This window comes from Acidianus brierleyi (genome assembly GCF_003201835.2).
Taxonomy (GTDB): Archaea; Thermoproteota; Thermoprotei_A; order Sulfolobales; family Sulfolobaceae; genus Aramenus; species Aramenus brierleyi.
On sequence record NZ_CP029289.2, the window covers coordinates 2,671,834 to 2,693,081 of the forward strand.

Here is a 21,248-nt window from a genome sequence, read left to right on the forward strand (position 1 = left end):
GATAGTTTTATATTTCTTACTATCGAAATCGATATTATGATGAGCTACCAAAAAGGTAGGTTAAAATTCCTTGTTCTCTGGCTTCTCAGTCAATCCCCAAAAAGGGGAATTGATATAATTGACGATATATCGAAAATGACGTGGGGTTGGTGGAAACCATCGCCCGGCTCAATATATCCTTTATTATCAACTTTGGAGAAGGATGGAGAAATAACAAGAAAAGAGAATGGAATTTATGAAATTACACAAAAAGGTATAGAGGAAATAAGTGATTTTCTTCCACCAAGATATAAGGGTAGTGTAGAAACTGGAGTAGAAGAATTAGAAAGCTTAATGGACTTCTTTGAAGATATGGGAAAGGATAACTTACTACCGTATAAAAATAGGCTAATCAAGGCAAAGGATAGGTTAGAGAGGCTGATAGAATGAGCGAAATTAAAGCAATAAATTTAACTAAAAAATTTGGAAATTTTACAGCAGTAGATCATATAAACTTTGATGTAGAAAAAGGAGAAATATTCGGATTTCTGGGCCCGAACGGAGCTGGAAAAAGCACAACAATAAAAATGTTAACAACAGTCTTAAAGCCTACTGAGGGAACGGCTATTGTTAACGGTTATGATATAATTAAAAATCCTTCTTTAGTAAGGCAATCCATAGGTGTCGTACCCCAAGAATATACTGCTGACGAAGATCTAACAGGGTGGGATAACATGATGTTTATGGCTGGAGTTTACGGCATACCTAACAGTGTTGCAAAAGAAAAAGCTGAAGAACTTCTTAAAATGGTAGAATTAACTCAAGCTGCAAAAAGAAAAGTTTCCAGTTATTCCGGTGGAATGAGAAGAAGATTAGAAATTGCTATGTCATTAATAAGCAGGCCTGCAGTACTTTTCCTGGATGAACCTACACTAGGCTTAGATGCTCAAACTAGAAACGCTATATGGACGTATGTTATGAAATTAAAGAAAGAATTTGACATGACTATCTTTGTAACTACTCATTACCTTGAAGAAGCCGATATGTATTGTGATAGAATTGCTATAATAGATAGAGGAAAGATAATAAAGATTGGAAGTCCTAAAGAACTTAAGGAGAGTATTGGAGGAGATATGGTTACAGTAGAGGTCAATGATATTGAAAAAGCAATTAAAACGCTCTCAGAAATAGACGGTATCCTGGAAATTAAAAATAGGGATTCACAAATAAGGATGAAGGTGAAAAACGGAGAGGAGATTGCTCCAAAAATAATGGAAACTTTAGTAAAGAATAATATAAAGGTTATTAGATTATCTATTTCCCAACCTACTATGGACGAAGTTTATATGGAATATACTGGAAAGAGCCTGAGAGACGAACAATCTAGTTCAGAAGAGGCTTTTGGATTAATGAGAACCATGAGGAGGGCGAGATCATGATGGAAGAAAAAATAGAGGAAGAAAAAAGAAATAAGTCGATATTTCATGGATTTTGGACATTAACTAATAGGGAACTTAAGAAATGGTATAAAGCTCCAGTAATACTACTATTATCATTAATTCAACCCATATTTTGGATAGTACTCTTCGGAAAATCCATGAATTTAGGAAAGATATTTACTGGAACAGCCATCTCAATACCAGGATTAGTAGTTCCTAAGGAAGTTCTAGATCAGATAGGCCAAGAAGTTCTAAAGGCGACTTTTGGAACTACTGATTACTTCTCTTTTCTAGCAGCTGGAATGTTATCTTTCATAACTTTATTTACATCAATGCAGAGCGGAATGTCAGTAGTCTGGGATAGGAGACTAGGATTTCTAGATAGATTACTAACAACTCCAATACCAAGAGGAAGTATAATTATGAGCAAAGTAATGTCCTCAGTTATAAGATCATTAGTTCAAGCTACTATAGTTTTAGTAGCCGCAACTTTACTAGGGATGACATTCGCTCCAGGGATAAATGTCATGGATTTCTTGGGAGCATATTCCGCATTGTTCTTAATGTCACTAGGTCTTTCAGCACTTTTCATAATGTTAGCAATAAGAGCTACCAGTTGGGAATCACAAATGGCTATAATGAACTTACTAAACTTACCTTTATTGTTCACAAGCAATGCATTCTATCCTATAAGCGCAATGCCAAGCTGGCTAAAACCAATAGCCGAAATAAATCCTCTTACCTACTCTAATGAAGCAATAAGAAATATGTTATTAGGGATACCAAGTAGTTTAACAATTGACTTTATTTACCTAGGAATGTTCGCAATTATACTATCAGCAATAGGTATAATATTATCCTGGAAATATCTTTCAGAATAGTCAGAATTCTTGACAAGTTTCTTCTATTATGTCCTTCCATGATGAATTAAGAAGATCTTTACAGTATTTTAAATACTGATATATCTCATCTTTATTTAAGTAAGGGAGTACTTGAGGTAAAGTAGAATACCAGGTTAAAGCTCTTACATCAATATTATCCGTAGTGAGCATTTGAAAAAGACATTGTTTGCTACTTTTTATATCATTTTCATTTATTATTTTCATTTCTATCATTTTTGGTACGAAATTCCATACTCTATATCTACTTCCTTCATCCTTATAACAAAGTAAATCTATTATGAGATTCTTATCTTTAATAACATTGTTTTCTATTAATTTCTGAAGAATTTCCCAGGCTTTATGCTTAACGTCTTTATCATTACTCGAAAGTAATTCTACTAGTTGAGTAATTAAATTGGGTTGGTCTTTTATTTTATCAATAACATCTGAACTGAAAATTTCCTTTGATAGATCCATTGAAAGATATTTATGGGCAATTAAAAATAAATTTAATTTTTGACTTTCAATTTTAGTAAATTTATCATAAAACTTAAATGAAAAATATAAAAGAACATCTGAGCTTCCTGGCCATCATTATATTTTTACTGTAATCTCTTTAGTACATTGCCAGCGGAAGTATAAATCAATATTATACCTATAAAATATAGAATAGAAGATATAAATACAAAGATTTGAGATAAACTGTTAAATAATGATAATACTAAAGCTATTATGAAAAGATAACCCGCAGTTTTAAATCCTTCCTCTCCGTATCTTTTACTTAAATTAAAGCTACCTACAATTGAATATAATATATCTCCTATCAAAGCCATTATTCCTGCTATAACAATTATTATTAATCCTAATGCAATAGACGGCAAAATATTAGAAGGAACAGTGTGTGGATGTTTTACAATAAGAGGAATTATTGGAACTATAGTTAATGCTAGAACTATTAAACCTAAGATAATCAGTGGAATAGCTATCAATATCAACGTTGTCCCAGTAAATGGGGGACTAAAATCAGAAGAGAGTGTTTTCAATATTCCATATCCTTTTCTTAGTTGTAATATGGATACAATACTAATTATAAGGAGTAGTATAGTTAGCCCAATTAAAATACCAATAATAGGTGTCAATAATACAACTAGATTGCTAGGAACTGCAGAAGATAGGAGTAAAGTGGGAATTATTGTTGCAATTAAGGCTATACTTCCAACTATACCTATTATTATTGTTACAATCTGCAGAAGTGCGTATAGTCTTATTTTGCTTAATGCTTCTCTATCTTTTTGATAATTATTCTGATTGTTTGGAAGATTTGGATTATTATAGCTCATAAATCTATTTCCAATCTCATATTTATATACTTTATCATAGTTTTTATGAACTTTCCTAGAACTTATTTTAATATAAGAGAATTTTTACTTTAGAAAGTTAGTCAGTTAGATTTTTATCCTTATGTCAGATATTTTTCAGTTATAATACGAAAAGATTTTTATTTCCCATATCCACAATATTTTTATGAAATCTTTAGTAAAATTAGGTCTTATACTATTGATAATTGGAGTAATAATAGGAAGTTTTGATTATCTTAATTTTTACGAATATGCAAGAAGCATTACTGCTTTTCCTTCAGATCTTCACCAAGCATATCTTGATCACAATTCATCAATTACATTAAAATATACTGCTAATGGTAGCGCTGTATGCATTTATTACACTAATGCTTCTTACCTTAAAATAGTTGGAATACCTTCTAATGCTCTTAATTCTACCATGTTCATAAAACCTTTTTCTAATAGCTCAATAAGAATAGTTTCTAGGTCATATACTTTCGTTCCGTCATACAGTGGAAATATAACAATCATAAATACTTATTCAAAGCCAATAATAGTTAATTATAAACTCGAATATTTACCTAGTAATGACGCTAATTTTTTCCACCTACTAATCGGTTCAGCTGTAAAGATCTTTATAATGGGAGTGCTTTTCCTCTTATCAATTTTATTAATCATAGCAGGTATAGTTTTGGCAATAGTAGGACATTTTAGACGAAAGTAGAATATGAATAATAGAGAAGGATAAATAAAGGTAGTTTATATATCAACATTAAAAATTCATATTCACGCAATAAGGAGAAATAAGCATTTTAGAGAGCAAAGCGTTGACTTATTTAACACTTATCTTAGATAATGCATTACATAAAGTAGAGGATGAATTGAGAGAAATGAAAAAGTTCTTATCAGTTGAATATGAAATTATTCTTCTGATTCTAACAGAATTGATTACTGCAAATAACGAAAAGATTATTAAATTAGAAACAAAATTGTTATCTTCACTTACTATGATTGGCCATTATCCTGAAGATCATAATACTTTGCAAGAATGACGCTAAACCAGCTAATACAAACATAACATAATATAAATGGAATTTTATCAACAACGAAAATAAAATAGAAGATAACGTTAAGAATACCATATCCGTCAAGTGGGAAAAAGCTGAAAGTTTAGTGTTAAAGCGCAATAATTTTACAACAGTTTCCTCTACTGCCGGTGCTCGTAGATAAGCTGTAGCATTGGCTAATAATATTATTGATAAAAATACGAAAATGGAAATGTTATAAAATACAGATAAGAGTAAAAACAGGAAGAACTCCATTATTGTCATAATAATATATACCTTATTGCTTATTTTATGCCCTATATAGAGAAACAAAATGAGAGGAATTTGAAAAAACGCTAAATAAAGGCTTATTTTTCCCGGAGGATAAGTTGAAAAAACTGAGAGGAGAATTAAAGGAATGTAACTTACTACTAAAACTCTCCTCATAGCAGCAAAGAATTTCAATGGAAATATGATCCATATTGATTTTAATCGAAATAATTCTCTTAAAGTTCCCTTTGGCTCTTCATATTTAATTTTAAGTGAGATTATTACATTTGAAATCAAAGCCAAAATCACTGCAAATAGAATAATATCGAAATTAATAAAAGATCTCAAGTAAAATAATCCTATTCCTAATATATTTAATAGCGAAGTTAATGTCATTAAGATAGAGTAATCCTTCCTCACGAAATCTTTTTGAAGTATTATAACAGACGAGAATATAGCGTTGGATACACCCATAAGTATTGCTGCTGAAAGAAAACTGTAAACATTCTTAAAAAAGAGTAAAGATAATCCTATTAATACTTCCATTATTGCTGAAACAACTATGTTTCTCCCTATTGAGAAAATAATAAGCACTATATAAGAAATCGATTGCGTTATCATTATTAAAGTTAATACGAGTCCTACTTGAAAGCTATTCAAACCGTAAATTTTCATCAAGGCAATAAATGAAAAACTCATAAATCCTGTAAAGAGGGAAAAGATTGATCTAAACACCATAACGCTACTTTTCTGATTAATGCTTAGCACCACATTTCTTCATAATATTTACATAATTGTCTACAAACTCTTTCGGATATTCTGCAGTATATTGAAGAAAAGGTTTCAAATATTTCTCATACAGTTCCTCAAAGCTCAGTTTTTTAACAAGCTCGTCTATTTGGTTAGGATCAATATTATAGTAATAATTTGTAGGATCTTCTATTTTAATGCTGTTAAATGCTCTTTTTCTAGATCTACAAGGAACGCAAAATCCGCAATGTATTTTTCCAGAGATTATGCAACTCCAAGTTTTTGAGAAATCTACATTTAATTCCGAACCTAATTTTATTACTTCAGCTTTACTCATTTCAGAAAATGGTGAAATTATACTCAATTTAAGACTGTGTGAAATTTCATCTACGACGGCTTTCCATCTTTCCCATTCCCCTTTTTACCAGCCCACAGCAACGGTATTAAAATTCGGATAAGCTGAAAAAGCAGCAAGAATTTCGATTAAATATTGATACCTTAACCTATAATTTATAGATGAAATAGGAGGTAAATCAAACGATTTAATGTACGAAGAAAAATCTATCACCGTAAGCTCTATGTCAATATTCTTTACTAAATCTTTCACTATTTCAATCTCTTTACGCTGAGGCGGATAATCATAGTAAATAAATACGGCATGTAATTGATATTTATCTTTTAGATAATACGCTAAAACTGTAGAATCTACACCACCTGTTAACTGAATGATTACGTCATTTACCATTTTTATCCTCACTAGACGGGTCTTTAGCAGGCATGTAATACGATATAGATTCAAATGAATCTATTCTTTTGTCATTGCTTATCTCATTAAAATTAATATCAAGATATTTAAAGATCATAATTTCATCAAATAGTAGTTTTTAATATTTATATTTTTAGCTAAAATAAATACCGATCAATGTTAATTCTAGAGAAAAAATGTCTCTATATTAATTAAACATTTTATATAAAATAACATCTATTTTTTATCCTTTTTAAATATTGTTAATGATAAAATATGTCAGAAATAATCTTTGGCACTTTTATACTATTCTTCGTAGTTTTGACATTAATCTAAGAGAGTTTATTGCATACTGTAGAATAGTCTAATGGCAATTTATGAAGATTCAATATAATTTACAGATAGATTCTACGAGGAGTTTTAGAAAAATTAATATATTATAATGCTGTAGTGGTTACTTTAATTTTTCCTCAGAAATAACGTTAAGCTTACTCTTAATTAAACGTCTTGTTTAGAATTTACTTTGATGTAGTGAGTCCAGTACCTAAGAAAATTCAACAGTCAACAACACAATATTATAATATAATTTTTATATTTTTATTACTAAAAATGAATCAATTAAATGATATTTTGAATATTAAAAATAATATAAATATTTCTGATATAATATAGTTTTATTCATATATATTATTTAATGTATTATTCTTAACAAATTCTTAAATTTATGAAAAACTTAAGTTTTTATGAGTTTTTCATAAACTTTTATCAAACCTTGAGTTCCCTTTTCTCCCATGCCTAGCGACACCATCGAATTATATAACTGTAAGGCTAAGGATGTTCCAGGCAATGGGAGAGATGCAGATGTTCCAGTATCCAGTGCGTATTTTAGATCTTTCTTTAAATGCGCTGCCTTAAATCCAGGTTCCAGATCTCCTTTCATGATTTTAGGTAAATAGTATTGGACTGTGAAAGAATTTCCTGCTCCTGTAGATAGAACTGAAAACAATTTCTCATCATCTATCCCTAAAGATCTAGCAAGCATAAGACTTTCGATTACTGCAACCATATCTAAAGATACTACTACTTGATTACATAATTTCAGTGCTTGGCCTGATCCAATTTCTCCAACATAAATAATATTTTTACCCATAGCTTGGAATATTGGTTCGACTTGTCTGAATATATTTTCCTTTCCTCCAACCATAATAGTTAGAGTGCCCTCTCTGGCACCCTTATCTCCACCCGTTACTGGAGCATCAAGAAACTCAATGCCGTATTCACTCAGTTTTTTAGCAGTCTTTTTTGCAAATTCAGGTGAATTTGTACTCATATCTATAAATATAAGTCCCTTTTTACCACTTTTCACTACTCCTTTTTCGCTAAACAAAACGTCTTCTACGTCTGGTGCGTCCGTAACCATTGAAATAACAACCTCTGAATTTTCTGCTACCTCTTTAGGAGAATATGCTACTTTAGCTCCACTTTTTCCTAGCTTCTCTGCCTTTTCTATTGTTCTATTATATACTGTAAGTTCGTATCCTGCCTTTAATAAGTTAGAAGCCATGGAATATCCCATAATACCTAAACCTATGAAACCTATTCTCATAATAGTGAGTAATCTCCTTCTGTATAAAACTTTTTGAGTTATAATATATCAGCGATTTCTAGGATAATAGGTCTTCTAAAATCTAACTATTAAGGTTCATCTAAATACGACGATAATTCTTCATTTCACAATTAACCTTATTCCTAAATAATAATTTCTAAATGTGAAATATGGAATAGTTTAACTGTTAATGCAAAAACTTAAGTTTATTATGAAAAAAGATAAATTCAGAATTTAATATAGATGGAGAAGATAACTCTGTTAAATAAATTATATCAATCCTTATTGCACAATTAATTTTGTATTAAAAGCTAATAAAAACGATAGAAAATTTTAAATTCAGCAACTATAAATACATTACTGATTATGGCCATGGGAAAGCTAACGTATCTAGCCATTATAATATCCATTATAGTCATAGCTTCCCTGGTTTGGGTCAACTTTCCATCAATATTCCCTCCTAGCATCAAAGAGATGAGAAATACTTTTACTGCAAGTGTTACAACACCTCGAGTTAACGCCTACGGAGTTAACAGCACATCTTTTAACCTAAGTTTTTCTATTAAGGTTAGAATTCCAGATTACTCTGGAAGAGTTCTTCTTGCTACTGGAGTTATTCCATTAGGGGCAAATCCTTGTACTTATCTTCCTCCTTCCTTCTCACCGAATATTACACCACAAGCAGTATATAGTGGATTCTCCTCCAAAACTTTCGTGGTAATGTTATTGAACTCAACAGTATATACGGAAAACAAAACTTTCATAGTAAGTTTAGACGCAGTGTCAACTCCCAACGATAACTGGGTGTTTTTAAGTCAAGGCTTTAACCTAAAAGAGACACCAGTAGTATGGATAATGGTATTTGAAGACCATCATGTTTACAGAATAGGAGTAATAGAATTCGAAAGAGTTGGAGAAGGTTTGCTTTACATGCCTAAGATAGAAAGATGTTAGAATGTTTAGCATTTTAAGAAATTTGAAAAGCACATAAAATATCATTCAATGAACACACTCCATTTCCATTACATTAATTGAAAGACATCTCAAAAAGTGCTATACAGTAGACCTAAAATCATCTACGTAAAAATAAAGTTTTTATCTATCATAGAGTATGACGACTCTTAGTGACTGTGAAGCTCCTCCCTCTGGCAAGATGAAGCTCTGAAGCAGGAAGCCACGTCACTAAGGGCGTGGTAGACTTTACATAGCGTAAATTGCTAGATGATAAGATAAGAACTTACAAGGCAATTAACGAATTTTCCAGAAACTTCTTTTGAAGAAAAATGTTTTAACTGGCTATGTCTCCAGTAACTGGAGATATCTCCTGTTATTCAACCCAAAGCCTAAAGAAGACCCGAAAGACCTTTTCGATAGGGAAAAGGAAATTGAAAAGTTAAGATTCGGAATAAATTATCCTATGACCCTTTTACTGGGAATAAGAAGGAGTGGAAAATCTTCATTAGTCAAGGTATTGATGAAGGAGGAGAAAGGAATTTGGTTATATCTTGATTTGAGAAAATTCGAGTCGTCTGCTTACATTAGTTATAAGGATATAATACAAGAATTAGAAAAGTCTATAAATACCTCTCTGCCGGAAAGATTAAAGAAAGTATTCGCTGGAGTGAAAGGCGTTAACTTTGTAGGAGTAAACGTAATATTTAACTGGGGAAAGGAGAGGATTAAATTAGCTCAGATACTAGATAAGCTCTCAGAAATTGCAGAAAAGGAAGGTGAACGGATTATAATAATCTTTGACGAATCACAAGAACTCAGAAAACTTAAGGGTGTTAATTTATTATATCCAATAGCTTACGCTTTCGATAATCTAAAGGTCAGATTCATATTTACAGGTAGCGAAATAGGAATGGTTTATGATTTTCTTAAGCTAGACAAGCCTGATTCACCCCTTTACGGAAGGGCTTATACAGAAGTTAATGTACCTCCTTTCAGTAAAGAGACTTCGCTAGAGTTCCTTAGAAAAGGATTTGAAGAATTTAAAATAAAAGTTGAGGAAAGGGAATTAGAAGATGCTGTAAACACTTTAGGAGGAATACCTGGCTGGCTTACATATTACGGATTTAACTATATTCAAGAAAAAGATCATGAAAAAGCACTTAACAAGACTGTTGAAACCGCAATTTCTTTAATAAAGAAAGAATTTAACAATTTCTTAAAAGGTAGAGAAGGGGCTAAAGAAAGGTATAAGACTATAATGACAGTGTATAAAAACGGATGTAAATGGAAAGAAGCTAAAATTGCCTTAGAGGCTAAGGAAGGAGTGAGAATTGATGATAAGAGGTTCACGCAACTGTTAAATAATCTTGTAAAGGCATCGTTTTTGATAAAAGAGGGAGAAATATATAAGCCTACTGATGTATTAATTGAAAAAGCCTTCTCGTAGTGTCAATATTACTATAGGAAAAAAGACAATTTAAGCGAAATTAGACATGTAATAAATTCTCTATTTAAGTAGAAATGGAATATTCTATGCATAATGAATTATTAAAAACTCTAACGGATTTGTAATAAAAATGGGTAGAGGAAAGTATGCACTACCTTCAGATCTATCTACTAAATTAGGTTTAAAGCATTCTGCTAAAAACTGGATAAAGAAAATGAAATATGACTTTCGGTATTTGAAGGTCATTAGATTCAATTTTATCCAGATCCAGATACTTTCTTTCCATAAGTTTACTAAATTCTCTATAGTTCATTTTAATAATAAAATATTTTCTAAAATACTAGTTTTACCCGGGCATTAAAGGATTTTTTATATTATTATTTAAAACACCAACAATCTTGATTCATATGAGACTGTGGTCAATACATCCCAAATATCTCGATTCTCAAGGACTTTTGGGCTTATGGAGAGAAAGTCTACTGGCTCAAAAAGTATTGTTAGGGCAAACAGTAGGTTACAAGAATCATCCCCAACTAATAAGATTCAAAAATACTAAGGATCCTATTCTTTATATAGGGACTTATCTATATTATGTTTACGTTGAGGGAGAAAGTAGAGGATATAACTTTGACAAAAATAAAATAATAAAATACGATTTAACGGTTAGGATGCCAGTAACTAAGGGACAAATACAATACGAATTCCAACATCTACTTGAAAAACTTAGAGTAAGGGATTCAAGTAAGTACGAAGAAGTAAAGGATGAAATTATCATCGAAACCAATCCCATATTTTACGTTACTGATGGAGATGTGGAAAAATGGGAAAAGATAAAGAGCAATTTAAGAATAAAAGTTTAGCCTTTTTTAAAATTTAGAACCAGACTTACTATAGATTTCAGATGAAAAGTTTTTGTTATATCAAATAAAAAAAAGACTTATTATAAAATATTCATCAATTTAAAATATATTAATGAATCTGGAACTATAATGAATTACAAAGCTTCATATTTCCTCTATCTATTGGAAAAATCTACTTCATATCAATATAATCTGTGAAATTTATTAACTATGATATAAATTCAATAACTTCATTAACTTATGTATATTTTTAGGCTTTTAACGCCGTAAAATAGACCGTTAGTTATTGGTTCTAATCTTTGATCAACTAATTCCATGTTTGAGAATCTTTCTAGAAGTGTGCTAAGAACGATTTTACCTTCTAGTCTAGCTAAAGGTGCTCCTAGACATGTATGCACGCCGCTTCCAAAAGCTAGATGAGGATTGGGACTCCTATCTATTATAAACTTGTCTGCATTAGGAAATTGATTTTCGTCCCTATTTGCAGATCCTATCCATGCTAATACCGCAGAACCTTTCTTAATTTTTTTACCAGAGAGTTCTACATCGTTTTTTGCTACTCTGAACATTCCTTGAACAGGAGATCTATACCTAAGGATCTCTTCTATAGTAGTAGTCATTTTTTGCTTATCTTTTTTAAGTTCATATAATGAATTTTTATTTTCTAATAAAGTCAATACTCCGTTTCCAATTAGATTAGTTGTAGTCTCGTTTCCTGCTATTAGAAGTAATACTATAAATCCTAATAACTGTTTTTCAGTTAGTTTTTCTCCATCAACAGTCGAACACAAAAGTAGCGATATTAGATCTTTTTTAGGTTCAGTTTTTCTCTCTGCTATAATTTCTGATAGATACTCAATCAATTCAGTAATTTTATCAGTAGAATAATCATTAACTCCTACGAGACTGTCAGTCCAATCTTTAAATTTCCATAAATCTTCTTCTCGAAGGCCAAGCAAATTAGCTATTACTCTTACTGGAACAGGTATTGCTAACTCACTTATTATATCTATTTCGTTACCTTTAACATTATTTAGAATTTCATTAACTATATCCTTTATCCTATTGCTTAATTGACCTACGTTATTCGGAGAAAAAGGATCAGAGACTAATGCTCTTAACTTATCGTGAGCTGGTGGATCTAAATTTATTATAGTTCCTTTTAATATTCCGTCCATTTCGAATTCCCATGAAAAATTCTTATAATCCCATAATACCTTTCTTACATCAGTATAAGAAAAAACGTTCCATATTTCAGACTTTTCATCAAAATATACTGGAGATCTTTTTCTCATAATACTATAAAAAGGAAAAGGGTTGAGTGGATCTAAATTAAATGGCATGTAATCTATTCTCTTTACCTTATTATAAATCCTCTTAACTAGTTCAATTCAGAAAAGTTTATAACTTAACTATTAACTATTTAATAGATCAAAATGGTTCAGTATAAATGGGTCGCACTTTCAAATACAACAATTGGAGTTCTAATGTCTTCAATAAACGGTACAATAATTCTAATTTCTCTTCCAGCAATTTTTAGAGGAATAAATATTAATCCAGTAGAACCTTCTTCTTTCCAATATCTGTTATGGATTCTAATGGGATATAACGTAATAACTGCAGCGTTTCTTGTGACTTTTGGTAGGCTTTCAGATATCTTCGGAAGGGTAAGGTTATACAATTTAGGCTTTGCAATATTTACTATAGGTTCTATATTGCTTTACATAACTCCTAATACTGGAGATCTTGGAGCTCTAGAGCTTATAATTTTCAGGCTTGTACAAGGAATAGGCGCGGCCTTTCTTTTTGCAAATAGTGCAGCAATAATAACTGACGCTTTCCCAGTGACGGAAAGAGGCAAGGCGTTAGGTATAAATCAAATAGCAGCGTTAGCTGGATCTCTAGTAGGTTTAATTTTAGGAGGAATTTTAGCTACTATAAATTGGAGATTCATATTTCTAGTAAGCGTTCCAGTAGGAATATTAGGTACAATATGGAGTTACTTCAAACTCAAGGAAACTGGAGGAACTGCAAAAGGAGAAGGAATAGATTGGATAGGCAATTTAATTTTTGCTGGTGGATTAATATTCTTACTACTAGGTGTAACATACGGATTAATGCCATACGGAACATCACAAATGGGTTGGACAAACCCCTATGTAATAGCGTCCCTAATAGCTGGTGCAGGACTTTTAGTAGCCTTCCCGTTTGTAGAGAAGAGAATGAAATATCCTATGTTCAGACTTGAACTATTCAAGATAAAGGCATTTCTAATGGGCGGAATTTCTCAGTTACTTTTCGCGTTCGCTTTCGGAGGTATAATGATAGTGCTAATAATTTTACTCCAAGGTATATGGTTACCACTACATGGATATAGCTATTCCTCTACTCCATTTTGGGCTGGAGTTTACATGATACCTATGATGGCAGGATTTGTATTAATGGGACCTATAAGTGGTGCATTATCGGATAGATATGGAGCAAGAACTTTAGCAACTATAGGATTAAGCATAGTAGGTGTTGCTTTTATAGCATTGAGTACATTGCCGTATAATTTTAACTATCCTGAATTTGCTACAATAATCTTTATTATGGGATTAGGTAGCGGTATGTTTGGAGCTCCAAACACTACTGCTATAATGAATAGCGTTCCAAGAATGCATAGAGGCGCAGCGTCAGGGATGAGAACTACACTTCAGAATTCAGCTCAAACTGCTAGCTTAGCGTTATTCTTTACTATAATAATAGGAGTACTAGCAGCTACATTGCCCACTGCTCTTTCAGACGCTGTTACGAATGCTGGAGCTCCTCAATTAGCTCCCATAATGTCAAAAATACCGGTCACAAGTGCTTTATTCTCGGCATTTCTAGGTTACAATCCAGTTGGAGCTATACTTTCAGCTTTACCTCATCAATTGACAGCGTCATTAAGTCCATCTACAGTTGCAACTTTAACAAGTAAACAGTGGTTCCCAGAGACCATTGCTCCACCTTTCATGCATGCACTTAAAATTTCGTTCTATATAGGCTCTGCAATGGCTTTCTTAGGTGCAATATTTTCAGCATTGAGAGGAGGAAGAACAATAGCTGAAGAAGAAATAACAAGAGTTAATTCACCAATTCAAAGGGGTGTAAAGGATGAAAGAGATAGAATCTAAGGAACTAGAAGTTCTAAGAATAATGTCAATAATATACAAAGAAATTAATAGAGAAGCGTTAAAGAGAATAGGAGAAGACCTTTCGCCATTAGATGTTGGAATAATAAAGGCGTTGAGTATTTCTCCTTATACTCCAGCTAAAATAGCTAGTATTTTAGGAGTTTCAAAGTCCGCTATGACTTACGCTGTAGATAGGTTAGAAAAATTAGGTTTAGTTGTGAGAACTAGGAGCGAAAAAGACAGGAGAGTCATACAATTGGAATTAACGGAGAAAGGTAAAGAAATCTTGCTGAAGGCTGAAAAAATATATTCTGAAGTTACTAGGGAAAAACTTAATGTATTGAGCGAAGAAGAGATCAGCACGTTAATACAAATACTTCAGAAACTAGTCTCACATTAGAGAATTTTTAATTGTGATAACAGTGAATAGTTTATTTAAATTTTGTTTAATATTTTTATTTCATTAGATAATGGAGTAAACTATGTTAAAATTTACGTTAATTTTTCGTAATTATGTTTAACTATTTAATTTTTATCATATTATTTTTAACGTAAGTCTACAGGAATTTTAGTACAAACTCTGACTGTGAACTACCGCGCCCTAACGGGCGTGGCTTCCTGCTTCAAAGCCGAGGCTTGCCAAAGGTAGAGGTCTCAGCTCCACAGGCACTAAGGGTCGTTCCGACCCCGAGCACTAATGTGAACCCACAGTATCCCAATATGGGACTGTTGAATGGAGCAGAGGCGTACCACATGGACCCTCGCTTTAACCAAGGCGTCTCAGTGACGCTTACTCCGTCAGTGACTGCCATTAATAGAATATTTGAAAAATACGTATTTAAATGTAACCACAAAGGGGGCTCCTACGGTGATTTTCACGAACAACACTCCTAAACAAGAAGACAAGCCTTACAAGAGTAAAACTTTTATAAAGAGAACAAGAAAATAACACAAGCCGAAAGTGGGCATGGGGATAAAACCCCGTTGGATAGGCTGGCTATACGTCCCCCGCGATCTAACATGTGGGACAACATCCCGAGTAGGAGCGTGCAAAAATTTAAGGGGACGTTCTCATACTTAGTTCGCACTATCTCCTAACAAAATTAACAATACAACGCGTATTATAGAAAAATTCAAGAATCAGAAAAAGAGTATTACACATACAAAGTGAAGATCCTAAAGTTAACCTCTATCGAGTGGTTTCCTCGGCTCTTCAAGCTATCGCCTAGCCATGTTAGAGGCAAAGCATGTGGAGCCTATCCATCTCCACCCTTACGGATGGAGTCTTCCGCCCCCTTTGAACCCTATATAGATTAATTAGTTGGGGAGAGTAATACTCTCCAACTGGGAAACATGGTCGACCCTTTGACTGAAGCAAAGTCTTCGAACGGGGGCGTGACAAACCCCTACCATCGGACTGAACATTGTGATAATATGCACGGATATAGGTGTGATAAAGAGGTAGGGATCCTAGGAATAGACATATCAAAAGATCATCTAGTAACGAGTGAGGGGAGGGTCTACGAGAACAACAAGAAGGGTTATGAAGAAATACTAAAAGTGAAACTAAACACAATAGTGGTCGAACCGACAGGAGCATACTCAATAAAACCATGTCAATACTTCAAGGAAAAAGGGATCAAGATACTACAAGTAAGCCCAAATATACTATGGAAGGAGAAGGACTTGAGAGGAAAGAAAACAGATTTTTACGACGCACAAAAACTAATAAACATGGCAAACAAGGCAAAGGAGTACAACTACAACCCATTGAAAGAACTAGTAACACTATATATCTTCCTAAAAGTTGAAAGTAAAGTACAAGAACAGGGTAAAAAGAGCACTATTCCTAGTCAGTGACGAGGAAAAAATAAGCAAGGAAATGCTTGAAGAATTCTCTAAAGGAAACTTCAAAATACAATTATACAACTTAGAGTACACAAAGATCGTACTTGAAGAAATCGAAGTATTATCTAAAGCACTACTGGAAACAAGCGAGAAAATAAAAGAAGTAGAGAAAATGATACAATCACAGTCTGAAAATCACGTTCTATTAACTATACCGGGAATAGGAAAACTTTCTTCGGGAATAATAATAGGCATTGTTGGAGACATTAAACGCTTTCCTAACCCTGAGTCCTTCGTAGCCTACTGTGGTTTAGACCCAATAGTTGAGAGGAGCGGTAAAGCTACTGTAAGTAAGGGAATATCGAAGAAGGGTAATAAGTCCTTGCGCAGCTTGTTCTACTTCCTCGCTGAGATGAATTACTCTCGTAATCCTACATTACTAGAATTTTACGAGAACCATAAGGAAAAGTTGAAGGGAAAGAAGTTGTACACTGCTTTAGCCAGGAAATTGGCTAGAATAGTTTGGAGTGTTTGGTATAATAATAAGCCTTATGAGCCTAAGTGATCCTCCCCAAATCGCCACGTGGATTGAAAGGTACACGTGGCAATCTTAGTTGACATTATGCTTGAAGTTCAACCAAAATATTTATTACTGAACGCCCTTGTTAAGATAAATTAAGTCAACTCATTTTCTTTATCCAGTTTTTAGCAGAATGCTTTAAACCTAGTTTAGTAGGTAGATCTGAAGGTAGCGAATATTTTCCTCTACCTATTTTTATTATAAATCCATAATTTATTAATGTACCCAATAATTCATGAAGTCTAGAATCCTCTATTTCTTCCTTAAATAAGGAGTTAACGCTCTCTCTAATTTCACTTAAACTACCCTTATTGCCTAACCTAGATATAGCTAAAATTGTCTCAGCATATCTCATTGGAGAATTTGATGACTTTAAAAATCTCGTAAAATCTCTCGAGACCTCCTTGGCAGCCTCTTTTAATATTATCTTTATATCTACCTGATGAGAATGCTTCATTGCATAGGAATAACTTCTTCCGAAAAGAGCTAACCATCCTGGTATACCGTCAAAAAGTCTAATTGCCTCCTCTAAAACCTTTTCGTTAACTTCAATTCCTTCTTCTGTAAACCCTGCCTTTAAGAATTCCTTAGATTTTTCTTCATTAAAACGGTCTAACTTAATTCTAAAGAACTTTCTTCCAAAAAACGGCTTCTCTTCTTCAACTTGATTTAATATTTCTTCGGTAACTCCTACGAAACTACCAGATACTACAATTATTGTATTGTTACACCATTCATAAATATCGTGAAGAAAAGAACCTAAATCAAATCCTCTAATCTTTTTAATATTCTGAACCTCGTCAATAAAAATCACTAGGTATTTTCCGTTATCTTTAGATATAGAATCTAATGCTCTAACAACCTCATTAACGTCGTGAGTATTAAATTCTCTCAATCTTATACTTATCTTAACCCAATTAAGCTCTAAAATATCAGTAGGATCTATACCGAGTCTATTTGCTATTATTTTAGAAACTTTTCCAGCAAACGTATTCTTTCTTAATACTTCAACAGAACCTTCTATAAAAATTCTAGAAAAAATCTCCATTGGATAAGATTTTTTATTACCAAGTTTACCCAGATTAATAGAGAGAGCCATATAATTCGAAAGTTCGTTAAGCGTCACTCTAACTAAGCTTGTTTTTCCAATTCTTCTTATACCTAAGACTGCGGCAAAATCTCTATGCGCTATTATATCCTTAAGTTCCTCTATTTCCTTTTCTCTATCAAAGAAATCTTTCTTCTCTGTTTTTGGTCTAGTATCAAAGAGAATTTCCGCCACCGAAAATATTCCGGTACCGGAATTTTTAAAGTTAAATCGCCTTCTACTAGATTAACCATTATTATGAAGATATATGGGTCAAGAGTACCTATAGAGTCACTTTCAATTAAACATAAATTAAATTTATGTAATGCCGATTATAGATAAATTATTCAGTAAAATAAAACATTTAATTTTAATTATATTAATAAGTTTTGTTGTACATTAAAATAGTACAATACTTTCTCCATTAATCTTTTGTCTTAAAATAAAGCGTTAATTATCTCTTATATTAAAAAATATAATTGTATTTTATTTTTAATTAATTATGATATTATATTACTAATACATCGTATTTATTCAATTATTTGTGCCTGGGACAGTACCTCAAGGTGTCCTAAAGGTATTTATCAATAAGTGTCAAGAAGATGTTTAAGAAAAACGTGAAAATGTTATCCAAAATGTGTCAACATCGTATTAGAAGGAGAATTAGAACGATCCATAATAACGCTTAAAGCTTCATAATATAATATTCTAAACATGGAGGAGCTAATTAAGAAAGCTAAGGAGTACGACATCGATATTAATGACCTAATAATAGACGCTATTTCAAGGAAAGATCCTAAAGAGGCAATTAACTTAAGAATAGAATTAGCAAAGAAATACATTATGGAAGCAGAGGACTATTTGAAGAGAGGTGATACCGTACAGGCTTCAGGGAAGGCTTACAAAGTTGCTGAAGAAATCGTTAAGGCCCTAGCAGAGAAATTCAACATTCCTGAGTATCAACAAGCATTGAAAGAAGGAAGGTGGTACACATATTGGTTAGCCTCCGCAGTTAATAGGTTAGCTAAGGATTTAGGTGATTGGATTTTAAATGGTTGGAATTCCGCTTATACTCTTCACGTGTGGGGTTTTCATGAAGCAAAACTTTCAACTGTAGATATTACTGAGCATCTAAGAAAAGTTAAGGAAATGTTAGATAATGCGGTAAAAGTAGTAGGGGAATAGTATTTGATAAGATAATTTTTAAAAATTTTCAAGATCTCGTTATACTGCAAGGATTTCCCAACAAAAAGCTATAAGAACTTTCAGTAAATATAACCTAGTATTTTTAAAATTTTATATTTTGGCTATTCTAATTCTATAGATAATATTTTTGGTTCTGTCATAGTCATTATTGTGTTTCTTACACCTTCTCTATTTCCTAATCCACTCATTCTAACTCCACCGAAGGGAAGAGCGTCCCATCTTAGTCTCGTACTATTGTTTATTATTACCGCGCCAAATTTCAATTCTTTAGATATCCTTAGTGCCTTATTAAGATCTTTAGTAAAAATGGCTGATTGTAGGCCATAGTCCGTTGAATTAGCTATATCTATCGCCTCATCAATTGAGGAGAATTTTACAATAGGTGCTAGGGGACCGAAAACTTCCTCCTTCATTACTTTCATATCCGGTGATGCATTAATAAGAACTGTTAATGGATAATAATATCCCTTTTGAATTCTGAGACCAGAATATATTTTAGCACCCTTGTTTTTAGCATCTTCAATAAAATCATTCATTGTATTTACTGCAGTATTAGAAATTATTGGACCTACGTCAGTATTTTCATCTAGAGGATCTCCTACCTTTAGTTTATTTACTGCGTCTATATACATTTTGGAGAATTTATCGTAAACGTCTTCATGAACAATAATTCTTTTTCCTGCATTACAATTCTGTCCTGCATATTCAAATCTAGCCTTAACGCTTACATTTACTGCCTTCTCTATATCGGCGTCGTTTAATACAATTATTGGATCGGAACCTCCCATCTCCATCATTAATCTCTTGCTAGTAAGTACAGCCTTGCTAGCTATACTTAATCCTACTTTAGTAGATCCAGTAAAGGTTATTCCTTGAATTTTCTTACTTGTTATCAATTCATCACCAATAACTGCAGAGTCTCCAATTAATACACTTAATACACCTCTAGGGAGACCAGCTTCATACATAATTTTTCCTAGTTCTAAAGCCGATAACGGAGTTGAGACAGAAGGTTTTACTATTACTGTGTTACCTGCAACAATATTTGGTGCCACTTTATGTGCAAAGCTATTTGCAGGAAAATTAAACGGTAATATGGCAGCTACTATCCCCAAAGGTTCTCTAACTTCCATGACAATTCTGTTTTGATTTCCTGGAGGATATTCATAAGCATCTACCCTATGTACCTTCCCTTCTAATACAAACCTTGCTTCTTCTGCCGCTATTTTAAATACTGAGATTGCTCTTAATATCTCAACTCTAGAATCCTTAATAGGTTTTCCAGATTCTAACGATAGAGTTTTTGCCAAATCTTCTTTTCTCATCTCCATTATTTCAGAAGCTTTCATCAGAATTTTCGATCTGTCTTTTAAAGGTAATTTTGAGAATTCTCTAAAAGAGTCTTCTGCCAAATCTATAGATCTTTTGATAAGATCTTTATCTTTGATTACGGAAACTTTTTCGAAAGGTTCTCCATTAGCTGGATTAACTATGCTTGAGTATTCTCCAGTATCTACTTCTTCTCCTCCGATTATAAGTGATTTCAAAGCATTCACCAAATAATTAATATTATTTACTATTAATAAATATTTTGTTTAAAATATATAAGTAATTAAATATAGAATATAAGTTTTTTAAATCTAACATACTGATGTAAAAGCAAAAAGTAAGACAATTCATAACTTATATATTAATAATAGAAGACTAGATAATATTTATGAAAAATTATTTTTTGACTTTCTTAATAAGTTCCTCAGCTTTTTCCGCATACTTATTTAGGGCGTTCCTAAGATCTTTAACACTTAGTTTTTTCTGTTTTTCTCTTATATTATCCATTTTATTAAGGAGTTCATTAAATTCCTTCTCTATATCATCTACCTTCTTACCTTCTTTCTTAGCCTTAGCAAGTTCGGAGTTTAAAGTACTATTAACAGAATAGTACAACTTATTTGTATCTTTCATTATTTTTTCCTTTGTATCATAAACTTTTTTCTTTATCTCCTCTACAAGTTTTAAAGTTTCTTCTGTAGTCATATGAAGAATTGAGAGAAC

Annotated in this window: 21 protein-coding genes and 1 pseudogene; 11 read left to right on the top strand and 11 right to left on the bottom strand. The window is 32.4% G+C overall.

Features of this window, described 5'->3' with window-relative positions:
* Window positions 1-36 precede the first annotated feature (36 nt).
* From DFR85_RS30305 to DFR85_RS30315, 3 genes are read left to right on the top strand one after another with little or no spacing between them, the layout of a single operon-like run.
* Window positions 37-429, top strand: coding sequence for a PadR family transcriptional regulator (locus DFR85_RS30305; protein ID WP_110271494.1), 393 nt, complete (start codon window positions 37-39; stop codon window positions 427-429).
* On the top strand, window positions 426-1,418 hold the full coding sequence (locus tag DFR85_RS30310; protein WP_110271495.1) for an ATP-binding cassette domain-containing protein: 993 nt from the start codon (window positions 426-428) through the stop codon (window positions 1,416-1,418). The genes DFR85_RS30305 and DFR85_RS30310 overlap by 4 nt, the downstream gene beginning before the upstream one ends.
* Complete coding sequence (locus DFR85_RS30315) at window positions 1,418-2,299, top strand: ABC transporter permease (protein WP_110271938.1); 882 nt, start codon at window positions 1,418-1,420, stop codon at window positions 2,297-2,299. Before DFR85_RS30310 ends, DFR85_RS30315 begins: the two co-directional genes overlap by 1 nt.
* On the opposite strand, the gene DFR85_RS30320 is transcribed toward DFR85_RS30315, so the two are convergent.
* Both DFR85_RS30320 and DFR85_RS30325 read right to left on the bottom strand, forming a co-directional pair.
* On the bottom strand, window positions 2,300-2,776 hold the full coding sequence (locus DFR85_RS30320; protein WP_110271496.1) for a hypothetical protein: 477 nt from the start codon (window positions 2,774-2,776) through the stop codon (window positions 2,300-2,302).
* Between the two features lie 125 nt (window positions 2,777-2,901).
* Window positions 2,902-3,639 carry a DUF973 family protein gene (locus tag DFR85_RS30325; protein ID WP_110271497.1) on the bottom strand — a complete coding sequence of 246 codons (738 nt, stop codon included), beginning with the start codon at window positions 3,637-3,639 and terminating at the stop codon, window positions 2,902-2,904.
* Between the two features lie 184 nt (window positions 3,640-3,823).
* Between DFR85_RS30325 and DFR85_RS30330 the strand changes: the two genes are divergently transcribed.
* Window positions 3,824-4,363, top strand: coding sequence for a hypothetical protein (locus DFR85_RS30330; RefSeq protein ID WP_110271498.1), 540 nt, complete (start codon window positions 3,824-3,826; stop codon window positions 4,361-4,363).
* Window positions 4,364-4,637: 274 nt separating this feature from the next.
* Here the strand turns inward: DFR85_RS30330 and DFR85_RS30335 are convergent, their stop codons facing one another.
* The 5 genes from DFR85_RS30335 to DFR85_RS30345 form a co-directional block, all read right to left on the bottom strand.
* Window positions 4,638-5,576 (bottom strand): hypothetical protein, encoded by a 939-nt coding sequence (locus tag DFR85_RS30335; RefSeq protein WP_246252923.1) that lies wholly within the window; start codon window positions 5,574-5,576, stop codon window positions 4,638-4,640.
* 133 nt (window positions 5,577-5,709) lie between these two features.
* Window positions 5,710-6,069: a 7-cyano-7-deazaguanine synthase gene (locus DFR85_RS32040; protein ID WP_349290768.1), complete on the bottom strand. Its 360-nt coding sequence runs from the start codon at window positions 6,067-6,069 to the stop codon at window positions 5,710-5,712.
* A 57-nt stretch (window positions 6,070-6,126) separates the two neighbouring features.
* A complete protein-coding gene (locus DFR85_RS32045) occupies window positions 6,127-6,450 on the bottom strand; it encodes a 7-cyano-7-deazaguanine synthase (RefSeq protein ID WP_246252925.1) in 324 nt (107 codons plus the stop codon).
* On the bottom strand, window positions 6,440-6,568 hold the full coding sequence (locus tag DFR85_RS32170) for a hypothetical protein (RefSeq protein ID WP_281351041.1): 129 nt from the start codon (window positions 6,566-6,568) through the stop codon (window positions 6,440-6,442). Before DFR85_RS32170 ends, DFR85_RS32045 begins: the two co-directional genes overlap by 11 nt.
* Window positions 6,569-7,183: 615 nt before the next feature.
* Window positions 7,184-8,056, bottom strand: a complete 873-nt coding sequence (locus DFR85_RS30345) for an NAD(P)-dependent oxidoreductase (RefSeq protein WP_110271500.1) — start codon at window positions 8,054-8,056, stop codon at window positions 7,184-7,186.
* Between the two features lie 366 nt (window positions 8,057-8,422).
* Here DFR85_RS30345 and DFR85_RS30350 point away from each other — a divergent pair, with 366 nt between their 5' ends.
* From DFR85_RS30350 to DFR85_RS30360, 3 genes are all read left to right on the top strand, one after another.
* On the top strand, window positions 8,423-9,010 hold the full coding sequence (locus tag DFR85_RS30350) for a hypothetical protein (protein WP_246252926.1): 588 nt from the start codon (window positions 8,423-8,425) through the stop codon (window positions 9,008-9,010).
* Window positions 9,011-9,329: 319 nt separating this feature from the next.
* Window positions 9,330-10,457: an AAA family ATPase gene (locus DFR85_RS30355; RefSeq protein WP_246252927.1), complete on the top strand. Its 1,128-nt coding sequence runs from the start codon at window positions 9,330-9,332 to the stop codon at window positions 10,455-10,457.
* 407 nt (window positions 10,458-10,864) lie between these two features.
* On the top strand, window positions 10,865-11,317 hold the full coding sequence (locus DFR85_RS30360; RefSeq protein ID WP_110271502.1) for a pyrimidine dimer DNA glycosylase/endonuclease V: 453 nt from the start codon (window positions 10,865-10,867) through the stop codon (window positions 11,315-11,317).
* A 233-nt stretch (window positions 11,318-11,550) separates the two neighbouring features.
* Here DFR85_RS30360 and DFR85_RS30365 read toward each other — a convergent pair whose 3' ends face one another.
* Window positions 11,551-12,660 carry a cytochrome P450 gene (locus tag DFR85_RS30365; RefSeq protein WP_168367222.1) on the bottom strand — a complete coding sequence of 370 codons (1,110 nt, stop codon included), beginning with the start codon at window positions 12,658-12,660 and terminating at the stop codon, window positions 11,551-11,553.
* Window positions 12,661-12,753: 93 nt separating this feature from the next.
* Here DFR85_RS30365 and DFR85_RS30370 point away from each other — a divergent pair, with 93 nt between their 5' ends.
* The 3 genes and pseudogenes from DFR85_RS30370 (at window position 12,754) to DFR85_RS30380 (ending at window position 16,888) form a co-directional block, all read left to right on the top strand.
* Window positions 12,754-14,475, top strand: a complete 1,722-nt coding sequence (locus tag DFR85_RS30370; protein WP_110271504.1) for an MFS transporter — start codon at window positions 12,754-12,756, stop codon at window positions 14,473-14,475.
* Window positions 14,456-14,875, top strand: coding sequence for a MarR family winged helix-turn-helix transcriptional regulator (locus DFR85_RS30375; RefSeq protein ID WP_110271505.1), 420 nt, complete (start codon window positions 14,456-14,458; stop codon window positions 14,873-14,875). The genes DFR85_RS30370 and DFR85_RS30375 overlap by 20 nt, the downstream gene beginning before the upstream one ends.
* A 953-nt stretch (window positions 14,876-15,828) precedes the next feature.
* Window positions 15,829-16,888 (top strand): annotated as a pseudogene (locus DFR85_RS30380) (IS110 family RNA-guided transposase).
* 115 nt (window positions 16,889-17,003) lie between these two features.
* Here the strand turns inward: DFR85_RS30380 and DFR85_RS30385 are convergent.
* Window positions 17,004-18,185, bottom strand: a complete 1,182-nt coding sequence (locus DFR85_RS30385; protein ID WP_168367223.1) for an AAA family ATPase — start codon at window positions 18,183-18,185, stop codon at window positions 17,004-17,006.
* A gap of 519 nt (window positions 18,186-18,704) precedes the next feature.
* Between DFR85_RS30385 and DFR85_RS30390 the strand changes: the two genes are divergently transcribed.
* Window positions 18,705-19,175: a PaREP1 family protein gene (locus DFR85_RS30390; protein ID WP_110271507.1), complete on the top strand. Its 471-nt coding sequence runs from the start codon at window positions 18,705-18,707 to the stop codon at window positions 19,173-19,175.
* Window positions 19,176-19,297: 122 nt separating this feature from the next.
* Here the strand turns inward: DFR85_RS30390 and DFR85_RS30395 are convergent, their stop codons facing one another.
* Both DFR85_RS30395 and DFR85_RS30400 read right to left on the bottom strand, forming a co-directional pair.
* Window positions 19,298-20,743: an aldehyde dehydrogenase family protein gene (locus DFR85_RS30395; protein WP_110271941.1), complete on the bottom strand. Its 1,446-nt coding sequence runs from the start codon at window positions 20,741-20,743 to the stop codon at window positions 19,298-19,300.
* Between the two features lie 178 nt (window positions 20,744-20,921).
* Window positions 20,922-21,230 carry a hypothetical protein gene (locus tag DFR85_RS30400; protein ID WP_110271508.1) on the bottom strand — a complete coding sequence of 103 codons (309 nt, stop codon included), beginning with the start codon at window positions 21,228-21,230 and terminating at the stop codon, window positions 20,922-20,924.
* Window positions 21,231-21,248 lie beyond the last annotated feature (18 nt).

What these genes read in the sequence shown, in the direction of transcription:
- DFR85_RS30305 (WP_110271494.1), top strand. Translation starts at nt 37, where the DNA reads ATGATGAGCTACCAAAAAGGTAGGTTAAAATTCCTTGTTCTCTGGCTT.
- DFR85_RS30310 (WP_110271495.1), top strand. Translation starts at nt 426, where the DNA reads ATGAGCGAAATTAAAGCAATAAATTTAACTAAAAAATTTGGAAATTTT.
- DFR85_RS30315 (WP_110271938.1), top strand. Translation starts at nt 1,418, where the DNA reads ATGGAAGAAAAAATAGAGGAAGAAAAAAGAAATAAGTCGATATTTCAT.
- DFR85_RS30320 (WP_110271496.1), bottom strand. Translation starts at nt 2,776, where the DNA reads ATGGATCTATCAAAGGAAATTTTCAGTTCAGATGTTATTGATAAAATA.
- DFR85_RS30325 (WP_110271497.1), bottom strand. Translation starts at nt 3,639, where the DNA reads ATGAGCTATAATAATCCAAATCTTCCAAACAATCAGAATAATTATCAA.
- DFR85_RS30330 (WP_110271498.1), top strand. Translation starts at nt 3,824, where the DNA reads ATGAAATCTTTAGTAAAATTAGGTCTTATACTATTGATAATTGGAGTA.
- DFR85_RS30335 (WP_246252923.1), bottom strand. Translation starts at nt 5,576, where the DNA reads ATGATAACGCAATCGATTTCTTATATAGTGCTTATTATTTTCTCAATA.
- DFR85_RS32045 (WP_246252925.1), bottom strand. Translation starts at nt 6,450, where the DNA reads ATGGTAAATGACGTAATCATTCAGTTAACAGGTGGTGTAGATTCTACA.
- DFR85_RS32170 (WP_281351041.1), bottom strand. Translation starts at nt 6,568, where the DNA reads ATGATCTTTAAATATCTTGATATTAATTTTAATGAGATAAGCAATGAC.
- DFR85_RS30345 (WP_110271500.1), bottom strand. Translation starts at nt 8,056, where the DNA reads ATGAGAATAGGTTTCATAGGTTTAGGTATTATGGGATATTCCATGGCT.
- DFR85_RS30350 (WP_246252926.1), top strand. Translation starts at nt 8,423, where the DNA reads ATGGCCATGGGAAAGCTAACGTATCTAGCCATTATAATATCCATTATA.
- DFR85_RS30360 (WP_110271502.1), top strand. Translation starts at nt 10,865, where the DNA reads ATGAGACTGTGGTCAATACATCCCAAATATCTCGATTCTCAAGGACTT.
- DFR85_RS30365 (WP_168367222.1), bottom strand. Translation starts at nt 12,660, where the DNA reads ATGCCATTTAATTTAGATCCACTCAACCCTTTTCCTTTTTATAGTATT.
- DFR85_RS30370 (WP_110271504.1), top strand. Translation starts at nt 12,754, where the DNA reads ATGGTTCAGTATAAATGGGTCGCACTTTCAAATACAACAATTGGAGTT.
- DFR85_RS30375 (WP_110271505.1), top strand. Translation starts at nt 14,456, where the DNA reads ATGAAAGAGATAGAATCTAAGGAACTAGAAGTTCTAAGAATAATGTCA.
- DFR85_RS30390 (WP_110271507.1), top strand. Translation starts at nt 18,705, where the DNA reads ATGGAGGAGCTAATTAAGAAAGCTAAGGAGTACGACATCGATATTAAT.
- DFR85_RS30400 (WP_110271508.1), bottom strand. Translation starts at nt 21,230, where the DNA reads ATGACTACAGAAGAAACTTTAAAACTTGTAGAGGAGATAAAGAAAAAA.